This window comes from Variovorax sp. RA8 (assembly GCF_901827175.1).
In the GTDB taxonomy this organism is placed as follows: domain Bacteria; phylum Pseudomonadota; class Gammaproteobacteria; order Burkholderiales; family Burkholderiaceae_C; genus Variovorax.
This window is the reverse complement of sequence record NZ_LR594662.1, coordinates 771,573-791,771: the sequence shown is the minus strand read 5'-3', so window position 1 is coordinate 791,771 and position 20,199 is coordinate 771,573. Positions and strand designations below refer to the sequence as shown.

The window sequence follows — 20,199 nt, the reverse complement described above, 5'->3', positions numbered from 1 at the left end:
AAGCAGTGGAGGCTACACGGGGATTCTTAGCGTGTCATGAGGGGTTGGGGGTGGCTTTGCGCAGACCCCCTCAGAAGCCCAGAAGCTCAGAATCGCTCGTGCGGCCCCAGGTACCGCCACTGCCCCACGGGCAGGTGCCCCAGCACCACCCGCCCGATGCGGATGCGCTTCAAGCCCACCACCTTGAGCCCGACCTGCTCGCACATGCGGCGGATCTGGCGCTTCTTGCCCTCGGTCAGCACGAAGCGCAGCTGCTCGGGGTTCTGCCAGTCGACCAGCGCCGGCTTGAGCGGCTGGCCGTCCAGGCTCAGGCCATGGCGCAGGCGCTGCAGCTGCTCGCGCGGGAAGGCGGCCTGCGAGTTCTGCGCCACCTCGCCGTAGCTCACGCGCACCAGGTATTCCTTCTCCATGCCCGAGTCCTCGCCGATCAGCTGGCGCGCGACACGGCCGTCCTGCGTCAGCACCAGCAGGCCCACCGAATCGATGTCCAGCCGGCCGGCCGGCGCGAGGCCGCGCAGCTGGGGCGGCGAGAAGCGCAGGCGGGTCGGATCCTCGCGCCAGTGCGTGCGCGGGTTGATCAGCACCACGGCCGGCTCGTGGCCATCCTCGGCCTGGCCGCTGACATAGCCCATGGGCTTGTGCAGCAGGATGGTGACCTGTTGCTGCTGCTGGTTCTGCGCCTTGCGGTCGACCTCGATGCGGTCGGCGGCCGCGACCTTGAGCCCCATCTCCGCGACCCGGCCGTTGACCTTGACCCACCCCTGCGCGATCCAGTCGTCCGCCTCGCGGCGCGAACACAGGCCGAGCTCGGCCATGCGCTTGTTGAGTCGGGTCGGTTCGGGGGTGTCGGACATGTGGAACGAGAGGCTCGGGACGCGGCGCGCCATTGTCCGCCATTCGACAGAGCGCGGGCCGATGCACTGGCCGGATGACACATCGCATTTCGAAGCGCCGCGGACCATACTGTCGGCCGCGCTTCGCACCTTCATCGGAGGACACGCCATGCCACGCTATGTTATCGAACGCACGCTCCCGGGCGCCGGACAACTGTCGGAACGCGACCTGAAGGCGCTCTCCATCAAGTCCCGCGGCGTGCTGTACGAGATGGGGCCCGAGATCAACTGGGTCGAGAGCTTCGTCACCGACGACAAGATCTACTGCATCTACGTCGCGCCCAACGACGAGATGATCCGCGAACATGCCAGGCGCGGCGGCTTCCCGGCCGACAGCGTGTTGCAGGTGCGCGCCATCATCGGCCCGACGACGGCGGAGTGAGCGAGTGTCCAGGGCCTGTCGACCGGCCTATGGGACCAGGCGGTAGCCGACGGCAGTCTCGGTCAACAGGTACCGCGGCTGCGCCGGGTCGATTTCCAGCTTCTGGCGCAGGTGCCCCATGTAGATGCGCAGGTAATGGCTCTGCTCGGCATGCGAGGGGCCCCACACCTCGCGCAGCAGCTGGCGCTGAGTGAGCACGCGGCCGGCATTGGCGACCAGCACCGAGAGCAGCCGGTACTCGGTGGGCGTCAGGTGCACCTCGACGCCGGCGCGCCGCACCAGGCGCGCCGTGCGGTCGACTTCGACTTCGCCGAAGCGGAACACCGGCTCCGGCTCCTCGCTGCCGTTGGCGGCGCGCGGCCGGCGCAGGTTGGCGCGCACGCGGGCCAGGAGCTCGCCGGTCCCGAAGGGCTTGGTCAGGTAGTCGTCGGCGCCGGCGTCGAGCGCGGCGATCTTGTCGGCCTCGTCGGTGCGCGCCGAGAGCACGATGATCGGCACGCCCGACCACCCCCGCACGTCACGGATCAGCCCGACACCATCGCCGTCGGGCAGGCCGAGATCCAGCACCACCAGGTCGGGGTGTCGCGTGCCCGCGGCCGCCAGGCCATCGCGCAGCGTCCCTGCCTCGTGCACCCGCCAGCCCTCGGCCTCCAGCGCGCCGCGCACGAAGCGCCGGATCTGGGGCTCGTCCTCGATCACGATGGCGGTGGGGGATGGCATGGATGTCCGCATTCTCACCCCGCCTCCTCGGTTACAGGAGCCTCCCGCCGAGGCAGCGTCACGGTAAACACCGCACCGCCGCCCACCGCATTGGCGGCAGTGACCTCGCCGCCGTGCGCACTGACCACCGCCTTGCAGATGGCCAGCCCCAGCCCCACGCCGGGCGTGGCCGACTCGGCCTGCCCGCGCGTGAACTTGTCGAACAGCGTCTGCTCGCGCCCCGCGAGCGCCGCCGGCAGGCCCGGCCCGTGGTCGCGCACGCTCAGCACTAGCGAGCGCTCGGTGGCACGCGCGCCGATCACGACCGGCGCGGCGCCGTACTTGCCGGCGTTCTCCAGCAGGTTGACCAGCACGCGCTCGATCAGCACGGCATCGAACTCGACCAGCGGCAGCTCGGGCGGCAGGTCGGTCTGCACCGCCATCTCGCCGAGGGCGGGCCGCGCGGCGCGGATGGCCGCGCCCACCACTTCCTCGACCGACTGCCATTCGCGCCGCAGCTGGACTGCGCCGCGCGCGATGCCGCTCTCCAGCCGCGCCATGTCCAGCAGGTTGTTGACCAGCGCATGCAGCTGGTGCGCCTGCGCGACGATGGCCCGCGCGACCGCAGACGGGTCGACCCCGGCCACGCCGGGCGGCGCCTGCAGCGATTCGGCCAGCGCGATCAGCGCCGTCAGCGGCGTGCGCACGTCGTGCGAGATCGCGCCGAGCATCGCGTTGCGCAGCCGCTCCGATTCCATCTCGACCACCGCCTGCTGTGCCACCTCGACGTAATGCACCCGCTCCAGCGCGATCGCGATCTGCCGCGCGAGCGTGTCGAGCTGCTGCGCCTGCTCCGGGATCATCAGCCAGCGCGGCTGCGCCGGCTCCAGCGCGAGCACGCCGCGCACCCGCATCGGCGCCTTGAGCGGCACGTAGTGCCAGGGCTGGGCCGCCAGCGTGGCGGTGGCGAGGCCGGCCGGCTGGCCGTGGCGGAAGGTCCAGTCAGCGACGCTGGGGTCGAAGCCGGGCGGCAGCTCGGCAGGCATCGCCAGGCGGTCGCCGGCATCGGTCATCAGCACCAGCGCGCGGCCGCCGAAATGACCCTGCACCGCGGCCGCGCCCAGCTGCAGGACCTGCGAGCTCTCGAGCGCGGCCGACAGCTCGCGCGTCAGCTCGAACAGCGACTGGGCACGCCGCTCGCGGCTGGTCGAGACCCCGGCGGCAAAGCGCAAGCCGGCGGTCAGCTGGCCCACCAGCAGGCCCACACCCAGCATGACCGCGAAAGTCACGAGGTACTGCACGTCGCTGACCGCGAAGGAAAGGCGTGGCGAGACGAAGAAGAAATCGAAGGCCGCGACATTGAGCAGCGCCGCGAAGGCGGCGGGCCCGCGGCCGAAGCGCATCGCGACGCCGACCACGCCGAGCAAGAACAGCATCACGATGTTGGCCAGCTCCAGCACGCCCGCCAGCGGCGTGGCCAACAGGGTGACGGCGACGCTGCTGGCCGCGGCCCAGGCATAGCCGGCCCAGCGCGCCTGCGGGCGATCGCTGTCCTCCACGCCGGGGTCGCCGCGCCCGCCGGGCCGCGGCTGGGCGAGGCGGCGCGAGCTGTCCGCGCGCGCCGCCTCGACGATGTCGATGCCCGGTGCGTGGCGCGCCAGCTCGCGCGTCAGCACGCGCTGCGGCCACCAACGCCGCCAGCCCTGCTCCGGCTCCGGCCGCCCCACCACCAGCGTGGCGCAGTTGAGGCGCTGGGCCTGGGCGGAGAGCGCGCGGGCCACGTTCTCGCCGGTCAGCACCGCAGTCTCCGCGCCAAGCTCCTCCGCGAGCTGGAGCACCGCCAGGATGCGGTCGCGCCGCGGCGCATCCAGCCGCTGCAGGCGCGGCGTCTCGACATAAGCCGCATGCCAGCGCACGTTGAGCTGGCCCGCCAGCCGCGCGGCGGTGCGTACCGTCTGGCCCGCGCCCTCGTGCGGCCCCACGCAGGCAAGGATCGCTCCGGAGGTGTTCCAGGCCGGCGGCCCGGCCTCGCCCCCCCGCCCGGACTGCTCGATGCGCCAACCACGCACGTCGTCCTCCACATGCTCGGCGGTGCGCCGCAGCGCAATCTCGCGCAGCGCGATGAGGTTGCCCTTGCGGAAGAAGTTCTGCGCCGCCCGCTCGGCCTGCTGCGGCAGGTAGACCTTGCCGGCCGCGAGCCGCGCCGTGAGCTCGTCGGCCGTGACGTCGACCAGCACCACCTCGTCGGCCTCGTCGAGCACGGTGTCGGGCACGGTCTCGTGCACGCGCACGCCGGTGATCGCGCCCACCGTGCCGTTGAGGCTTTCCAGGTGCTGCACGTTGAGCGCCGACCAGACCTCGATGCCCGCGGCCTGCAGCTCCTGCACGTCCTGCCAGCGCTTGGCGTGGCGCGAGCCGGGCGCGTTGGAATGCGCGAGCTCGTCGACCAGCAGCACCGCGGGCTTGCGCGCCAGCGCGCCATCGAGGTCGAACTCGGCCAGGGTCCGGCCGCGGTAGGACACGTCGCGCAGCGGCAAGGTCTCCAGGCCTGCCAGCAGGGCCGCGGTCTCGCTGCGGCCGTGCGTCTCGACCACTCCGATCACCACGTCGCGGCCGCCCGCGCGCTCGCGCTGCGCGGCGCTCAGCATGGCCCAGGTTTTGCCGACGCCGGCGCTGGCGCCGAAGTAGATGCGCAGCTTGCCGCGCTGCGCCTGCGCCTCCTGCGCGCGCAGCTCGGCCAGCAGGGCGTCGGGGTCGGGGCGGGCAGCGTCGTTCATGGGACGGACACGGGTCAGGTTATCGCATCGGACTGCTCCTTCGATGGCCACCGGTTCAGCGTGCGGCGTCGAGCGCCAGGTTGAGCGCGAGCACGTTGACGCGCGGTTCGCCGAGGAGGCCGAGCAGCGGGCCTTCGGTATGGTCCTCGATCAGCGCCTCGACGCGATCGGCCGGCAGCTTGCGCAGCCGCGCCACGCGCCCCGCCTGGTAGCGGGCCGCGGCCGGGCTGATGTGCGGATCGAGCCCGCTGGCCGAGGCCGTGACCAGGTCCACCGGCACCGGCTTTGCGTTGCCCGGATCGGCCGCCCGCAACGCCTCGACGCGGCGCTTGACCGCATCGGCGAGCGCCGGGTTCAAAGGACCTTGGTTGGAGCCGCCGGAAGCGGCCGCGTTGTAGGGCATGGGCGCGGTGGCCGAGGGCCGGCCCCAGAATTGCGCCGGATCGCTGAAGTTCTGGCCGATCAGCAAGGAACCCACCGGCTTGCCGCCGCGCAGCACCAGGCTGCCTCCGGCCTGCGCCGGGAACAGCGCCTGGGCGGCGCCGGTCACGGCCAGCGGATAGAGCAGGCCGGTCAGCGCACTGAGCAGCGCGAAGACGACGAGGGTGGGACGAAGAATCTTGAACATGGGATGCTTCTTTCAGACCAGGCCGATGGCGACCAGCAGCCCGTCGATGAGCTTGATGCCGACGAAGGGCGCGACCAGGCCGCCGAGGCCGTAGATCGCGAGGTTGCGCCGCAGCAGCGCGGCGGCACCCACCGGCCGGTAGCGCACGCCCTTCAGCGCGAGCGGGATCAGGAACACGATGATCAGCGCATTGAAGATCACCGCCGACAGGATGGCCGACGAAGGACTCGCCAGCCGCATCACGTTGAGCGCCGCGAGCTGCGGATAGGTCGACACGAAGATCGCCGGGATGATGGCGAAGTACTTCGCTATGTCGTTGGCGATCGAGAAGGTGGTGAGCGAGCCGCGTGTCATCAGCAGGGCCTTGCCGGTCTCAACCACTTCCAGCAGCTTGGTCGGGTTGGAGTCCAGGTCGACCATGTTGCCGGCCTCCTTGGCCGCCTGCGTGCCGGTGCCCATGGCCACCGCCACGTCGGCCTGGGCCAGGGCGGGCGCGTCGTTGGTGCCGTCGCCGGTCATCGCGACCAGGCGGCCTTCGGACTGGTACTTGCGGATCAGCGCCAGCTTGTCCTCGGGCGCGGCCTCGGCCAGGAAGTCGTCGACGCCGGCCTCGGCCGCGATGGCGGCGGCGGTCAGCTGGTTGTCGCCGGTGATCATCACCGTGCGGATGCCCATGCGACGCAGCTCGGCGAAGCGCTCGCGGATGTCGGTCTTGACGATGTCCTTGAGCTCGACGATGCCCAACACCCGCTGGCCCTCGGCCACCGCGAGCGGCGTGCTGCCGCGGCGCGCGACCTCGTCGGCGGCGCGCAGCAACTCGGCCGGCACCGCGCCGCCGAGCGTCTCCACGTGGCGGCGCACGGCATCGACCGCGCCCTTGCGCAGCGGCAGGTGGTCGGTGTCGACGGCACCGGGCGCAGCGGGCAGGTCCACGCCGCTCATGCGCGTCTGCGCGGTGAAGGGCACGAAGCGCGTGCCTTCGGCGGCCGGCTCGTCGATACCGCCGCGGCGCGCCAGCTCGACGATGCTGCGGCCCTCTGGCGTCTCGTCGGCCAGCGAGGCCAGCAGCGCGGCGCGCCCCAGCCGCTGCTGCGTCACGCCGGGGGCGGGCAGGAAGGTGTTGGCCCGGCGGTTGCCGAGCGTGATGGTCCCGGTCTTGTCGAGCAGCAGCACGTCGACATCCCCCGCGGCCTCCACCGCGCGGCCCGAGGTCGCGATCACGTTGGCCTGCATCATGCGGCTCATGCCGGCCACGCCCACCGCCGACAGCAGGCCGCCGATGGTGGTCGGGATCAGGCACACCAGCAGCGCGACCAGCGCCGTCAGCGGCACCACCGTACCCGCGTGCATTGCGCCGACGCTGAAGATGGAATACGGCAGCAGCGTGACCGTGACCATCAGGAACACCAGCGTCAGCGCGACCAGCAGGATGGTCAGTGCGATCTCGTTGGGCGTCTTCTGGCGCTTGGCGGCCTCGACCATGCCGATCATGCGGTCGAGGAAGGACTCGCCCGGGCTGACGGTGACGCGCACCACCAGCCAGTCGGACAGCACGCGCGTGCCGCCGGTCACGGCCGAGAAGTCGCCGCCCGATTCGCGCACCACAGGCGCCGATTCGCCGGTGATGGCGCTCTCGTCGATCGAGGCCACGCCTTCGATCACCTCGCCGTCCAGCGGGATCACGTCATGCGCCTCGACCAGCACCACATCGCCGCGGCGCAGTTCGGGTGCCTGAAGAGGCAGCCATTTGCCGCCGTGAAACGGCTCGACCATCTTCTTGGCCCAGGTGTTCTTGCGCAGGCCGCGCAGCGAGGCGGCCTGCGCCTTGCTGCGGCCCTCGGCCAAGGCCTCGGCGAAGTTGGCGAAGAGCGCGGTGAACCACAGCCAGATCGAGATCGCCAGCACGAAGGCCGGCGCCATCCCGGTGTCGCCCGGGAAGCTCAGCGCATGCGCCCACAGGAGTGTGGTGAGGATGCTGCCGATGTAGACGATGAACATCACCGGGTTGCGCCACTGCACTCGCGGGTCCAGCTTGGCGAAGGCGGCCCACAGCGCGGAGCGCACCAGGGAGGCGTCAAACAGAGGAAGGGACGATTTCATTTGCATCTCGATTGCGGGGCGAATCCAGCGGCCGGCGAAGCCAGGCCCGTTCGGGGAACACCGCGGAACCGGCTTTGCCGGCCGCTGGTGTTGCCCCCGGTGAGGGGGTGGGCGGCTACACGAAGTGAGCCAACCTGGGGGAGAGCGTCAAGGCCTCCACAGCATCAGGTGTTCGACCACCGGCCCGAGGGCCAGCGCCGGCACGTAGTTGAGAAGGCCCACCAGCATCACGGTGCCGATCAGCAGCGTCACGAACAACGGGCCGTGCGTGGGCATGGTGCCGGCCGTGACCGGCAGGCGCTTCTTGGCGGCCAGAGAGCCCGCGATGGCGAGCACCGGCACGATCACGCCGAAGCGTCCGAACCACATCGCGACGGCCAGCATCGCGTTATAGAAAGGTGTGTTGGCCGAGAGGCCGGCAAAGGCGCTGCCGTTGTTGTTGCCGGCCGAAGTGAAGGCGTAGAGGATTTCCGAGAAGCCATGCGCGCCTGGGTTCGCGATGCCCGCCTTGCCGGGATCGGCGATGACGGCGACGGCGGTTCCGGCAAGGACCAGAATGGGCGCGACCAGAATCGCGATCGAGGTCAGCTTCATCTCGCGGATCTCGATCTTCTTGCCGAGGTACTCAGGCGTGCGGCCGATCATCAGGCCGGAGATGAACACGGCCAGCACCGCAAAGATCAGCATGCCGTAGAGGCCGGTGCCGACGCCGCCGAACACCACCTCGCCGAGTTGCATGAGCACCAGCGGCACCGTGCCGCCCAGCGGCGTGAAGGAGTCATGCATCGAGATCACTGCCCCGCAGGAGGCGGCGGTAGTGATGGCCGCGAAGAGCGCGGAGGCGTCGACGCCGAAGCGAACTTCCTTGCCTTCCATGTTTCCGCCGGCCTGCAGCGCGCTCGAGGCTTGGTCGACGCCAAGCTGCGCCAGGCGCGGATTGCCGGCGTGCTCGGCCGGGATTACGGCGATCACGGCCAGCACGAACATCACCGTCATCGCCGCCAGCAGGGCCCAGCCCTGCCGCGTGTCGCCGACCACGCGGCCGAAGGCGAAGCACAGCGCGGCCGGGATCAGGAAGATCGCGATCATCTGCACGAAGTTGGCGAGCGCCGTCGGGTTCTCGTAGGGGTGCGCGGAGTTGGCGTTGAAGAAGCCGCCGCCGTTGGTGCCCAGCAACTTGATCGCCTCCTGCGAGGCGACCGGGCCCATGGCGAGAGTCTGGGTGGTGGTGCTCGCGTCTTCGGTCACCGGGTCGCCCGACGCATCCTTCAGCGTCTGGCCGCGGGCGTCCAGCTTGGGTTGCTGGTGGGCCGTGGCTTCCAGCGTGGTGACCGTCTTGTAGGCTTCGAAGTTCTGGATCACGCCCTGGCCCGCGAGCACAACGGCGATCGCGAACGAGATCGGCAGCAGCAGCCAGGCGGTGATGCGGGTCACGTCGACCCAGAAGTTGCCGACGAGGCCTTTGCCGTCCTTGTTGCGCGCAGCGAAGCCGCGTGCCAGCGCGAAGGCGACCGCGATGCCGGTGGCGGCGGAGAAGAAGTTCTGCTCCGCGAGCCCCAGCATCTGCGTGAGATAGCTCATGGTCGACTCGCCGGCATAGCCTTGCCAGTTGGTGTTGGAGACGAAGCTCACGGCCGTGTTGAAGGCCGAGTCGGGCGACACCGCGCCCATACCGGCCGGGTTGAGCGGCAGCACGTGCTGCAGGCGCTGCAGGCCATAGACGGCGAGCGCGCCGACGGCGTTGAAGGCCAGCAGCGCCAGCGCATAGCCGCGCCAGTGCATGGCCTGCCCGACGTCCACGCCGGCGAGCTTGTAGAGCGGCGCTTCGGCGCGCTGCATCCAGGCGGGGACGCGGCCTTCGCACAACGCCGCGAGCCAGCGGCCCAGCGGCCAGGCGAGCACGCCCAGCACCGCGAGGAACAGCCCCAGAAGCATCCAGGCAGCGCTATTCACGGAAGCGGCCTCCGCAGTGGAATGCCATGGCCGGCGAACACTGCGGAACCGGCTTTGCCGGGCCGCTGGTGTTGCCCCCGGTGAGGGGGTTGGCGGACCACACGAAGTGGGAGAGCTTGATCATCAGAACTCCTCGGCGCAGATCAACGCGAACACCAGGTAGGCGAACAGGACCACGGCCAGCAGGCCGGCGAATCCATAGAGCACATCGAGGCTGATCACTCGACCTCTCCCTGCGGCGCGTCGAGCTTGCCGAGGCCGATGACCGCCTCCGCCATGACGACCCACAACACTGCAATGCCGGCGATCCATACGAAATCCATCTTTCAACTCCTGCATGCGAAGCACGTGCGGGCAGTCTCGCGACGGGCGCGTAAAGATGGGGAACAGAGTCAGGCGCCGGACGTAAAAAAAGCGTAAAGGCCGCAGGCCGTGCGCATTTGCACACTCGCCAGGCTTTTGTGGCGCGGCGGGGCGCCGCTTTGTGAATTCCTCGCTACCGGATCGCCGTGGGCCTGCGTACAACCGGTGCATGAACTGAAAGACGAGGATTCACATGGAAACCGAAGCCATCGCACTCATCGTGGACGAACCGATTGCCGGCCACTTCTACTGGGTGCTGCAGAAGCAGGACGGCAACGACTGCCGCCCCATCGACGCCGCCGAGGGGCCGATGCCCACCTACGGCGCGGCCATGATGGCCGGCATCGCGGCGCTGCAGCGGCGCGCCGATGCCCGTGGCAGCAATGGCGCGCAGACGATGCATTGAGGCGCAGAAGGCGGGCGGACGCTCACGCTGCAGCCAGGTCATCGATCTGCTTCGTGGTGGCGCGACGTCAATAGACGGGTCGATCATCCGATCGACCTTCAGCTTGACGGGGCCCAGGTCCATCGGCGACTCGGGCTGCTGCAGCAGCGCACGAACCGCTTTGAGATCGGATGCGTAAGAAGCGGGATTAAACCCTTATGAGAACGCGCTCATGGCCTCGATGGGTCTCCAGCTCTCATCGCCAAGCCCCGGCATTCGCGCTTCGATAAGATCGCCATCGCGAATCGCGCACCCTTCATCACCCCCGATCCGGCACACTGCCCGCCCATCCCGCGCAGCTTCAGGCTGCGCCTGAAACGAAGAGACAACACCCCATGATCCGAAAGCTGCTGACCTCCGCGGCCCTGGCACTGGCGTTCGCCGCCGTGCAGGCCCAGCCCTATCCCGCCAAGCCCGTGCGCCTGATCGTGCCCTTCCCGCCCGGGGGCGGGACCGACATCCTGTCGCGGCTGGTGGCGACCAAGCTCACCGAGGTCAGCAAATGGACCGTGGTGCCGGACAACCGGGCAGGCGCCGGTGGCACCATCGGCATCGCCGAGGCTGTGCGCGCGCAGCCGACCGGCTACGACATCGTCATGGGCCAGAAGGACAACATGGTCGTCGCGCCCTGGCTCTACAAGAACCTCAGCTACGAGCCGACCAAGGACCTGATGGCCGTGGCGCACGTGGCCTATACGCCGGTGGTGATCGTCACGCGCACCGAATCGAAGTTCAAGACCCTGAAGGACGTGGTCGACGCGGCGCGCGCAGTGCCCGACAGCGTGACCTACGGCTCGCCCGGCAACGGCACCACCATCCACCTGGCCGGCGAGATCTTCAAGAGCGCCGCCGGCATCAAGATGCGCCACGTGCCCTACAAGGGCTCCAACCCGGCGATGATGGACGTGCTGGCCGGCAACGTGGACCTGATGGTGTCCTCGCTGCCCTCGGCGATGGGGCAGATCAAGTCCGGCAAGCTGCGTGCCCTGGCCGTGACGTCGGCCAAGCGCAGCAGCTCGCTGCCCGACGTGCCCACGGTCGCCGAGCTGGGCTACAAGGACTTCGACGTGAGCACCTGGTACGGCCTCTTCGCGCCGGCGGGCACGCCCAAGGAAATCGTCACCACCTTGAACGCCGAGGTGAACAAGCTGCTGGCCACGCCCGAGATGAAGGCCGCGATCATCGCCCAGGGCGCCGAGCCGCAGGGCATGACGCCGGAGCAGTTCGGCACGCTGCTGAAGACCGACTACCTGAAGTGGCGCGACATCGTGAAGGCCTCAGGCGCGACTATCGAGTAGATAAGCTCCCCCCAGGTTGGCTCACTTCGTGTAGCCGCCCACCCCCTACCGGGGGCAACACCAGCGGCCCGGGGATGTTGCTCTCCCCCAGGTTGGCTCACTGCGTGTAGCCGCCCACCCCCTCACCGGGGGCAACACCAGCGGCCCGGCAAAGCCGGTTCCGCGGTGTTCCTGGAAGAGGAAGGGCGCCGGTCTAAGCGTCGCGGACGTCGGCGACCGGGTTGTTGCCGAAGTCCGGGCGGGCCAGGTAAGCCAGTACCTTTGCCGCCGCTGACTCCGGCGTATCCAGCTGGCCCTGCGCCTTCAGCCGCTCGAAGCGGGCGCGATCCGGGAACATGTCGGCCTCCGCCCCGCGCAGCTGCACCTGCATGTCGGTATCGATCACGCCGGGCGCGAGCGAGACGATCTTCGCGCCGCCGCCCAGCGCCTCTTCCTCCAGGGCCACCGCGCGCGAGAAGTGGTCCATGCCGGCCTTGGCCGCGCAGTAGGGGGCCTGGCTGGCCATGGCGTTGCGGCCGAGGCCGGAGGAGATGTTGAGCACCTTGCGCTCGCCGCGCCAGCCGCGGGTTGCAGCGAGGAAGGCCGAGGTCAGCAGCAGCGGCGCTTCCAGGCCCACGCGCAGCGCCTGCGACAACTCGGCCGCCACGGCCTGCGAGAGCGGCCGGGTGCGGCCGACGGTGCCGGCGTTGTTGATCAGCACGACGCCGTCGAAGGCCTGTCCGTCCAGCCCCTGCAGCCAGGCTGCGAGCCGGGCGGCCGCCGGCACCGGGTCGGCCAGGTCCTGCTGCCATTGCTCGAGCTCGACGCCGGCTTCGCGGGCGCGGGCGGCGAGCGCGTCGTCGGCACGCCGGGAGATGCACAGCAGGCGCTGCCCGGGCACGGCCAGCAGTTGCTCGGCCATGGCCCGGCCCAGGCCGCGCGAGGCGCCGGTGATGATCGTGAGTTGCGGTGAATTCATGAATGATCCCGTGAAATGCGTCATCGACGGCAACATGCCGTGTGGCGTCCATCCTATAGGTGGATTGACGAAGCGCGGCGCGCCTTCTTAAAGTCAGCCAATGCCCATCCAATACGAGCCTACGCGCGACGCGCGCCATTTCCTCGAGGGCTTTGGACTTTCAAGCCCCGCACAGCCGCCGGTGATCCGGCCCGGCGGGCAGGGCACCTTCATCCGCCGCCCGCGGGGCGACCGCGAAGGCAGCGCCGTCACCGCGCGCTTCGAGGCAGCCCAGGGCCGCTGGGGCCTGATCCCCCTGTTCGCCAAGGAGCGCGACTACCCCTTCACCTTCGAGGCCCGCGGCGAAACGGCCGCGAGCGAGCGCAATTTCTACCAGCCGTGGAAGCGCGGCCACCGCTGCGTGGTGCTGGCCGATGCGCTGTACCGCCGTGGCGACAGCGAAGACTCGATGGTGCGCGTCACCCGCGCCGACGGCCAGCCGCTGGCGCTGGCCGGCCTGTGGAACGGATGGCGTGCGCCCGATGGCGAGTGCGTCGAAAGCTTCGCGCTGCTGACGCTGCCCGCCGTGGAGCAGCCCGCCCAGCGCCGCGTGGTCTTCCTGCGCGAAGCCTGGCTCGACGACTGGCTGCATTGCCCCGTGGAAGAAACGGCCGCCTACCTGCGCCCCTATGCGCTCGACAGGCTGGTGCGCCGCACGATCGTGCACGACCCCTCCATTCCCTTGCCCGAGCGCGCGCCCGCGGCTTCCTGATCACGCCCCACCGGCGCGCAAGGCTGCGAGGTCGAGCACACGCACCCCTCCGTATTCGACCCGGATCGCCCCCTTCGCCTGCAGCGTCCGTAGCGCCTCGTTGACGCGCTGGCGCGACAAGCCGATCAGGTAGGCCAGCTCCTGTTGCGTGATGCGCAGCAGTTCCCCCACGCCGGGGAAGAGCACCGGGTTGAACAGTGCCGCCAGGTTGCGCGCGACGCGCGCGTCGGGGTTGTTGAGGCGGTCGGCCTCGCGCGCGGCAATGAACTGGCCGAGCCGCTCGTTGAGCTGGTTCATCACGAAGCGGTTGAAGCCGATCGAATGGTCCAGCAGCCAGTGGAAGTCGTCCACCGGCAGGCCTGCCACCACGCTGCGGCGCAGCGCCTGGATGTTGTAGCGATAGGGCTCGCGCTTGAGCGCCGTGCCCTCGCCGAACCAGCCCCCGGGCGGCAGGCCGCTGTAGGTCATCGAGGTGCCATCGGCGTTGTCGTTGCTCATCTTGAGCAGGCCTTCGACGACGCCGAACCAGAAGGTGGGCGGACGTCCGATGCGGCAGACCAGGTCGCCGGACTCCGCGTCGCCCACCACCACCGCGGCTTCCGCGCGGCGGCGCTCGGCGGGCGTGAGGGTGTGAAGCCAAGGAATGTTCTGGAGCTCTTCCGCGGTGGCCGGCCGCACGCGCTCACGCAGGGAAGAGGCACCATTCGAACTGCCGCGGGTCATCGGGAAACTCCGGGGGGTAGTGTCCCTAGGATTGTCGTTGAAACGACAAGCTGACGACAAGCGCGGCTCTACAGTCCGCCCATCGTGCAAACCACCGCCAACACATTTCCCCGCCTGTTGCTGGCCCATGCGCAGCGCCAGCCCGACGCGCCGGCCGTGCGCGAGAAGGACCTCGGCATCTGGCAGACCTGGAGCTGGTCGGCCGTGGCTCGCGAAGTGCGCGAGATCGCCTGCGGGCTCGCCAGCCTGGGCTTCAAGCCGGGCGACAACCTGGCGATCGTCGGTGCCAACCGTCCGCACCTTTACATGGCGGTGCTGGCGGCGCAGAGCCTGCGCGGCGTGCCGGTGCCGCTCTACCAGGATGCGGTGGCGGGCGAGATGGTCTTCATGCTGGAGGACGCGGCGATCGACTTCGTGATCGCCGAGGACCAGGAGCAGGTCGACAAGCTGCTGGAATGCCGCGAGCTGATGGCGGCCCAGGGCAAGCAGGGCCTGCGCCACATCGTCTACGACGACCCGCGCGGGCTGCGGCACTACGCGCAGCCGGGGCTGCTCGGCTACGAGCGCCTGCGTGAGCTGGGCCGCGCCTTCGACAGCGCGCAGCCCGCCTTCTTCGAACAGAGCCTGAACGGCGTCGAGCCCGGCGATGTCGCCGTGATCCTCTACACCTCCGGCACCACCGGCCGGCCCAAGGGCGTGTGCCAGACGCATGCCAGCTTCATCGCGGCGGGCCGCGGCGGCGTCGAGACCGACAGGCTCGGCCCCGGCGACAACATCATGAGCTACCTGCCGATGGCCTGGGTCGGCGACCACCTGTTCTCGGTGGCGCAGTGGATGGTGGGCGGCTTCACGCTGAACTGTCCCGAGTCCTCGGCCACGGTGATGAACGACATGCGCGAGATCGGGCCCAGCTACTACTTCGGCCCGCCGCGCACTTTCGAGGGACTGCTGACAGCGGTGTCTATCCGCATGGAGGACGCGGCGGCGCCCAAGCGCTGGCTCTACGCGAAGTTCATGGCGCTGGCGCAGCGCGTGGGCGCCGACATCCTGAATGGCGCGAAGGTGGGCCTGGGCGACCGGTTGCTCTACGGCCTGGGCGACGTGCTGGTCTACGGACCGCTGCGCAACGTGCTGGGCATGAGCCGCATCCGCGTGGCGTACACCGCGGGCGCGGCGATCGGGCCCGACCTGTTCCGCTTCTACCGCTCGATCGGCGTCAACCTCAAGCAGTTCTATGGCCAGACCGAGACCTGCGCCTACGTCTGCCTGCAGCAGGACGGCAAGGTCAAGCTGCAGACCGTGGGCAGCGCGGCCCCCGGCATCGAGCTGCGCATCGCGCCGGACGGCGAGGTGCTGGTGCGCGGCGTCTCGGTGCTGAAGGAGTACTACAAGCGGCCCGACGCCACGGCCGAGGTGCTCGATGCCGAGGGCTATTTCCACACCGGCGATGCCGGCGTGATAGACGCCGAGGGCCACCTGCGCATCATCGACCGCGCCAAGGACGTGGGCAAGCTCTCGCGCGGCGCGATCTTCGCGCCCAACTACATCGAGAACAAGCTGAAGTTCTTCCCGCAGATCAAGGAAGCGGTGTGCTTCGGCAACGGGCGCGAGGAGGTCTGCGCCGCCATCAACATCGACTACGAGGCCGTGGGCAACTGGGCCGAGCGCCGCGGCCTGCCCTACGGCGGCTACGTGGACCTGGCCGGCAAGCCCGAGGTGCTGCAACTGATCGCCGAATGCGTCGAGAAGGTGAATGCCGACCTGGCGAGCGAGGAAGGCATGGGCGAGACGCAGATCGCGCGCTTCCTGGTGCTGCACAAGGAGCTGGACCCCGACGACGACGAGCTCACGCGCACGCGCAAGGTGCGGCGTGGCTTCATCGCCGACAAGTACCGCGTGCTGGTCGATGCGCTCTACGGCGGCAAGGCCGAGCAGTACATCGAGACGCAGGTCAAGTTCGAGGACGGACGCACGGGCGTGGTGAGCGCCACGCTGAAGATCGTCGAAGCCAAGCGTTTCCCACCGTTGAAGGCCGCCGCATGAACGCGCAGAACATCGCCGAGGCCGCCATGCTTGCCGGCGCCACCCAGGGCGGCCGGCGCATCGGCGAGGTCATCCTCGATGTGCAGAACATCTCGCTGTCCTTCGGCGGCGTCAAGGCGCTGACCGACATCAGCTTCGACGTGCGCGAGCACGAGGTGCGCGCCATCATCGGCCCCAACGGCGCGGGCAAGAGCTCCATGCTCAACTGCATCAACGGCGTCTACCAGCCGCAGCAGGGCTCCATCACCTTCCGCGGCCGGACCTTCCATCACATGAACTCGCGCCAGGTCGCCGAGATGGGCGTGGCGCGCACCTTCCAGAACCTGGCGCTGTTCAAGGGCATGAGTGTGCTCGACAACATCATGACCGGGCGCAACCTCAAGATGAAGAGCGGCCTGCTCGCGCAGGCGCTGCGCTGGGGCCCGGCCGAGCGCGAGGAAATCGCGCACCGCGAGTTCGTCGAACACATCATCGACTTCCTCGAGATCCAGCCGCACCGCAAGACGCCGGTGGGGCGCCTCCCCTATGGCCTGCAGAAGCGCGTCGATCTCGGCCGCGCACTGGCGATGGAGCCGCAGGTGCTGCTGCTGGACGAGCCGATGGCGGGCATGAACGTGGAGGAGAAGCAGGACATGAGCCGCTTCATCCTCGACGTGAACGACGAGTTCGGGACCACCATCGTGCTGATCGAGCACGACATGGGCGTGGTGATGGACATCTCGGACCGCGTGGTGGTGCTGGATTACGGCAAGAAGATCGGCGACGGCACGCCGGACGACGTGCGCAACAACGAGGACGTGATCCGGGCTTACCTCGGAACGGAACACTGATGGGCTTTTTCCTCGAAACCCTGTTCGGCGGCCTGATGGTCGGCATGCTGTATTCGCTGATCGCGATCGGCTTCGTCCTGATCTACAAGGCCTCCGGCGTCTTCAACTTCGCGCAAGGCGCGATGGTGCTGTTCGCGGCGCTGGCCATGGCGCGCTTCGCGGAATGGTTCCCGCGCTGGCTTGGCTTCGAGAGCCAGGTGCTCGCCAACGTGCTGGCCTTCGTCGCCGCGATGGCGGTGATGATCGTGGTCGCGTGGCTGATCGAGCGGCTCGCGCTCAGCAGGCTGGTCAACCAGGAAGGCATCACGCTGCTGATGGCCACGCTGGGCATCGCCTACTTCCTCGACGGGCTGGGCCAGACTCTGTTCGGCAACGACATCTACAAGATCGATGTCGGCATGCCCAAGGAACCGCTGATGGTGCTGGAGGGCACTTTCCAGGGCGGCCTGCTGCTGAGCCAGGAAGACCTGATCGCCGCGGGCGTCGCGGCCGCGCTGGTGGCGGTGCTGGCGCTCTTCTTCCAGAAGACCGCGACCGGCCGCGCCCTGCGCGCAGTGGCCGACGACCACCAGGCCGCGCAGTCCATCGGCATTCCGCTCAACCGCATCTGGGTCATCGTGTGGTCGGTGGCCGGTTTCGCGGCGCTGGTGGCCGGGATCATCTGGGGCTCGAAGCTGGGGGTGCAGTTCTCGCTGTCGCTGGTGGCGCTGAAGGCGCTGCCGGTGGTGATCCTGGGCGGCCTGACCTCGGTGCCGGGCGCGATCATCGGCGGGCTGCTGATCGGCGTGGGTGAGAAGCTGTCCGAGATCTATCTGGGTCCAATGCTCGGTGGCGGCATCGAGATCTGGTTCGCGTATGTGCTGGCACTCGTGTTTCTGCTGGTGCGCCCCCAAGGCCTCTTCGGCGAAAAGATCATCGATCGGGTCTGAACATGCTCTACAGAGAAAACGGCCAGTTCAAGTCCAGCTACCGCGCCGACCAGCAGGTCTTCCCGATCCTGCAGGACCGGATCTTCATGCTGGCGCTGCTCGCCATCGCCTTCGCGGTGGTGCCGCTGGTCGCGTCGGAGTACTTCTTCCGCGCGATCCTGATCCCGTTCCTGATCCTTTCGCTGGCGGCGCTGGGCCTCAACATCCTGGTGGGCTATTGCGGCCAGATCTCGCTGGGCACCGGCGCCTTCATGGCGGTGGGCGCCTACGCGGCCTACAACTTCCACGTGCGCATCGAGGGCATGCCGCTCATCGCGTCGCTGCTGCTGGGCGGGCTGTGTGCCACCGTCGTGGGCGTGCTCTTCGGCGTTCCCAGCCTGCGCATCAAGGGGCTCTACCTGGCGGTCGCGACCCTGGCCGCGCAGTTCTTCCTCGACTGGGCCTTTCTGCGCATCAACTGGCTGACCAACAACTCGGCCTCGGGCTCGGTCAGCGTCGCAGGGCTCAGCGTGTTCGGGCTGCCGGTCGAGTCGGCGGTGCAGAAGTACCTGCTGTGCCTTACGCTGCTGGTGCTGTTCGCGGTTCTGGCCAAGAACCTGGTGCGCAGCGCCATCGGGCGCGAGTGGATGGCGATACGCGACATGGACGTGGCCGCGGCGGTGATCGGCATTCGCCCCGTGTACGCCAAGCTGACCGCCTTCGCGGTGAGCTCCTTCATCGTCGGAGTGGCCGGCGCGCTGTGGGGCTTCGTGCACCTGAGTACCTGGGAGCCCGCGGCCTTCAATATCGACCGCTCCTTCCAGCTGCTCTTCATGGTGATCATCGGCGGCCTGGGCTCGATCATGGGCAGTTTCTTCGGCGCCGCCTTCATCGTGCTGCTGCCGATCGTGCTCAACCAGATCCCCGGCTGGTTCGGGATCTCGATGTCGACCGCGCTGGCCTCGCACCTCGAGTTCATGATCTTCGGCGCGCTGATCGTGTTCTTCCTGATCGTGGAGCCGCACGGGCTCGCGCGGCTGTGGTCCACGGCCAAGGAAAAGCTGCGCCTCTGGCCCTTCCCACATTGATTCCAACCACCATCAACGAGCCTTTCCAAAGGAGACAACCATGAAGCTGAAGTCACTCGCACTCGCCATTGCCGCGATCTCGGCGCTGGCGGGAACGGCCCCTGCGTTCGCGCAGGCCAAGGAGCAATTCTTCCCGCTGCTGGTCTACCGCACCGGGCCCTACGCGCCCAACGGCACGCCCTGGGCCAACGGCAAGCAGGACTACATCAAGCTCATCAACGCGACCGGCGGCATCAACGGCGTGAAGATAAGCTACGAGGAATGCGAGACCGGCTACGCCACCGACAAGGGCGTGGAGTGCTACGAGCGCCTGAAGGACAAGGGCGCCACGCTGATCGATCCGCAGGCCACCGGCATCACCTTCGCGCTCACGGACAAGGCCCCGGTCGACAAGATCCCGCTCATCACGCTGGGCTACGGGCTCTCGGCCTCGCAGGACGGTAGCGTCTTCAAGTGGAACTTTCCGCTGATGGGCAGCTACTGGACCGCGGCCGACATCCTGATCCAGCACATCGCGAAGAAGGAAGGCGGTCTCGACAAGCTCAAGGGCAAGAAGATCACGCTGGTCTACCACGACTCGCCGTTCGGCAAGGAGCCGATCCCGCTGCTGCAGGAGCGCGCGAAGATGAACGGCTTCGAGCTCTCGCTGATCCCGGTCGCCGCGCCCGGCATCGAGCAGAAGTCGGCCTGGCTGCAGGTGCGCCAGCAGCGGCCCGACTACGTGCTGCTGTGGGGCTGGGGCGTGATGAACTCGACCGCCCTCAAGGAAGCGGTGGCCACCGGCTACCCGCGCGAGAAGATGTACGGCGTGTGGTGGGCCGGCGCCGAGCCCGACGTCAAGGACGTGGGCGCCTCGGCCAAGGGCTACAACGCGCTGGCGCTCAACACCTCGGGCACGCAACCCAAGGTGATCCAGGACATCCTGAAGACCGTGCATGACAAGGGCCAGGGAACGGGCCCGCGCGACGAGGTCGGCTCGGTGCTCTACACGCGCGGGCTGATCATCCAGATGCTGGGCGTGGAAGCGGTGCGCCGCGCACAGGAGCGCTTCGGCAAGGGCAAGGTCATGACCGGCGAGCAGGTGCGCTGGGGGCTGGAAAACCTCGCGCTCGACCAGAAGAAGCTCGACGCGCTCGGCTTCTCGGGCGTGCTGCGGCCGATCAGCACATCCTGCCAGGACCACATGGGCTCGACCTGGGCGCGTATCCATACCTGGGACGGCAGCAAGTGGGGCGGGATGAGCGACTGGTACCAGGCCGACGAGCAGATCATCAAGCCGATGGTGAAAGCAGCCGGCGACAAGTACGCCACCGAGAAGAAGCTGCCCAAGCGCGAGGCCTCCGACTGCCAGGCTTAGCCC

Annotated in this window: 18 protein-coding genes; 9 read left to right on the top strand and 9 right to left on the bottom strand. The window is 68.8% G+C overall.

Features of this window, described 5'->3' with window-relative positions:
- Positions 1-86: 86 nt before the first annotated feature.
- Positions 87-854 (bottom strand): pseudouridine synthase, encoded by a 768-nt coding sequence (locus E5P3_RS03825; RefSeq protein ID WP_162584747.1) that lies wholly within the window; start codon positions 852-854, stop codon positions 87-89.
- Between the two features lie 148 nt (positions 855-1,002).
- On the opposite strand from E5P3_RS03825, the gene E5P3_RS03820 reads away from it, so the two are divergent.
- Positions 1,003-1,275, top strand: coding sequence for a DUF4242 domain-containing protein (locus E5P3_RS03820; protein WP_162584746.1), 273 nt, complete (start codon positions 1,003-1,005; stop codon positions 1,273-1,275).
- A 27-nt stretch (positions 1,276-1,302) separates the two neighbouring features.
- Here E5P3_RS03820 and kdpE read toward each other — a convergent pair whose 3' ends face one another.
- From kdpE to E5P3_RS03790, 6 genes are all read right to left on the bottom strand, one after another.
- Positions 1,303-1,995: a two-component system response regulator KdpE gene (kdpE, locus tag E5P3_RS03815; protein ID WP_162584745.1), complete on the bottom strand. Its 693-nt coding sequence runs from the start codon at positions 1,993-1,995 to the stop codon at positions 1,303-1,305.
- Positions 1,996-2,009: 14 nt separating this feature from the next.
- Positions 2,010-4,751 (bottom strand): DUF4118 domain-containing protein, encoded by a 2,742-nt coding sequence (locus tag E5P3_RS03810; protein WP_162584744.1) that lies wholly within the window; start codon positions 4,749-4,751, stop codon positions 2,010-2,012.
- Positions 4,752-4,806: 55 nt separating this feature from the next.
- A complete protein-coding gene (gene kdpC, locus E5P3_RS03805; RefSeq protein ID WP_162584743.1) occupies positions 4,807-5,379 on the bottom strand; it encodes a potassium-transporting ATPase subunit KdpC in 573 nt (190 codons plus the stop codon).
- A gap of 12 nt (positions 5,380-5,391) precedes the next feature.
- Complete coding sequence (gene kdpB / locus E5P3_RS03800) at positions 5,392-7,485, bottom strand: potassium-transporting ATPase subunit KdpB (RefSeq protein ID WP_162584742.1); 2,094 nt, start codon at positions 7,483-7,485, stop codon at positions 5,392-5,394.
- A gap of 141 nt (positions 7,486-7,626) precedes the next feature.
- Positions 7,627-9,414: a potassium-transporting ATPase subunit KdpA gene (gene kdpA, locus E5P3_RS03795; protein ID WP_443083278.1), complete on the bottom strand. Its 1,788-nt coding sequence runs from the start codon at positions 9,412-9,414 to the stop codon at positions 7,627-7,629.
- A gap of 141 nt (positions 9,415-9,555) precedes the next feature.
- Entirely contained in the window at positions 9,556-9,654 is a 99-nt protein-coding gene (locus tag E5P3_RS03790) for a potassium-transporting ATPase subunit F (RefSeq protein WP_162578354.1), read from the bottom strand.
- 334 nt (positions 9,655-9,988) lie between these two features.
- On the opposite strand from E5P3_RS03790, the gene E5P3_RS03785 reads away from it, so the two are divergent.
- Positions 9,989-10,201 (top strand): hypothetical protein, encoded by a 213-nt coding sequence (locus E5P3_RS03785; protein WP_162584740.1) that lies wholly within the window; start codon positions 9,989-9,991, stop codon positions 10,199-10,201.
- 374 nt (positions 10,202-10,575) lie between these two features.
- Positions 10,576-11,538, top strand: coding sequence for a Bug family tripartite tricarboxylate transporter substrate binding protein (locus E5P3_RS03780; RefSeq protein WP_162584739.1), 963 nt, complete (start codon positions 10,576-10,578; stop codon positions 11,536-11,538).
- A gap of 193 nt (positions 11,539-11,731) precedes the next feature.
- Here E5P3_RS03780 and E5P3_RS03775 read toward each other — a convergent pair whose 3' ends face one another.
- Positions 11,732-12,496: an SDR family NAD(P)-dependent oxidoreductase gene (locus E5P3_RS03775; RefSeq protein ID WP_162584738.1), complete on the bottom strand. Its 765-nt coding sequence runs from the start codon at positions 12,494-12,496 to the stop codon at positions 11,732-11,734.
- A 100-nt stretch (positions 12,497-12,596) separates the two neighbouring features.
- On the opposite strand from E5P3_RS03775, the gene E5P3_RS03770 reads away from it, so the two are divergent.
- Positions 12,597-13,247 carry an SOS response-associated peptidase family protein gene (locus E5P3_RS03770; RefSeq protein WP_162584737.1) on the top strand — a complete coding sequence of 217 codons (651 nt, stop codon included), beginning with the start codon at positions 12,597-12,599 and terminating at the stop codon, positions 13,245-13,247.
- Here E5P3_RS03770 and E5P3_RS03765 read toward each other — a convergent pair whose 3' ends face one another.
- A complete protein-coding gene (locus E5P3_RS03765; protein ID WP_162584736.1) occupies positions 13,248-13,970 on the bottom strand; it encodes a Crp/Fnr family transcriptional regulator in 723 nt (240 codons plus the stop codon).
- Between the two features lie 84 nt (positions 13,971-14,054).
- Between E5P3_RS03765 and E5P3_RS03760 the strand changes: the two genes are divergently transcribed.
- From E5P3_RS03760 to E5P3_RS03740, 5 genes are read left to right on the top strand one after another with little or no spacing between them, the layout of a single operon-like run.
- The gene (locus tag E5P3_RS03760; RefSeq protein WP_162584735.1) at positions 14,055-16,013 is read left to right on the top strand and encodes an AMP-dependent synthetase/ligase; all 1,959 of its coding nucleotides are present in this window, start codon (positions 14,055-14,057) and stop codon (positions 16,011-16,013) included.
- Positions 16,010-16,843 (top strand): ABC transporter ATP-binding protein, encoded by an 834-nt coding sequence (locus E5P3_RS03755; RefSeq protein WP_162584734.1) that lies wholly within the window; start codon positions 16,010-16,012, stop codon positions 16,841-16,843. The genes E5P3_RS03760 and E5P3_RS03755 overlap by 4 nt, the downstream gene beginning before the upstream one ends.
- Positions 16,843-17,772, top strand: coding sequence for a branched-chain amino acid ABC transporter permease (locus E5P3_RS03750; RefSeq protein WP_162584733.1), 930 nt, complete (start codon positions 16,843-16,845; stop codon positions 17,770-17,772). Before E5P3_RS03755 ends, E5P3_RS03750 begins: the two co-directional genes overlap by 1 nt.
- A gap of 2 nt (positions 17,773-17,774) precedes the next feature.
- Positions 17,775-18,839, top strand: coding sequence for a branched-chain amino acid ABC transporter permease (locus E5P3_RS03745; protein WP_162584732.1), 1,065 nt, complete (start codon positions 17,775-17,777; stop codon positions 18,837-18,839).
- A 40-nt stretch (positions 18,840-18,879) separates the two neighbouring features.
- Positions 18,880-20,196, top strand: coding sequence for an ABC transporter substrate-binding protein (locus E5P3_RS03740; RefSeq protein ID WP_162584731.1), 1,317 nt, complete (start codon positions 18,880-18,882; stop codon positions 20,194-20,196).
- Positions 20,197-20,199: the final 3 nt, after the last annotated feature.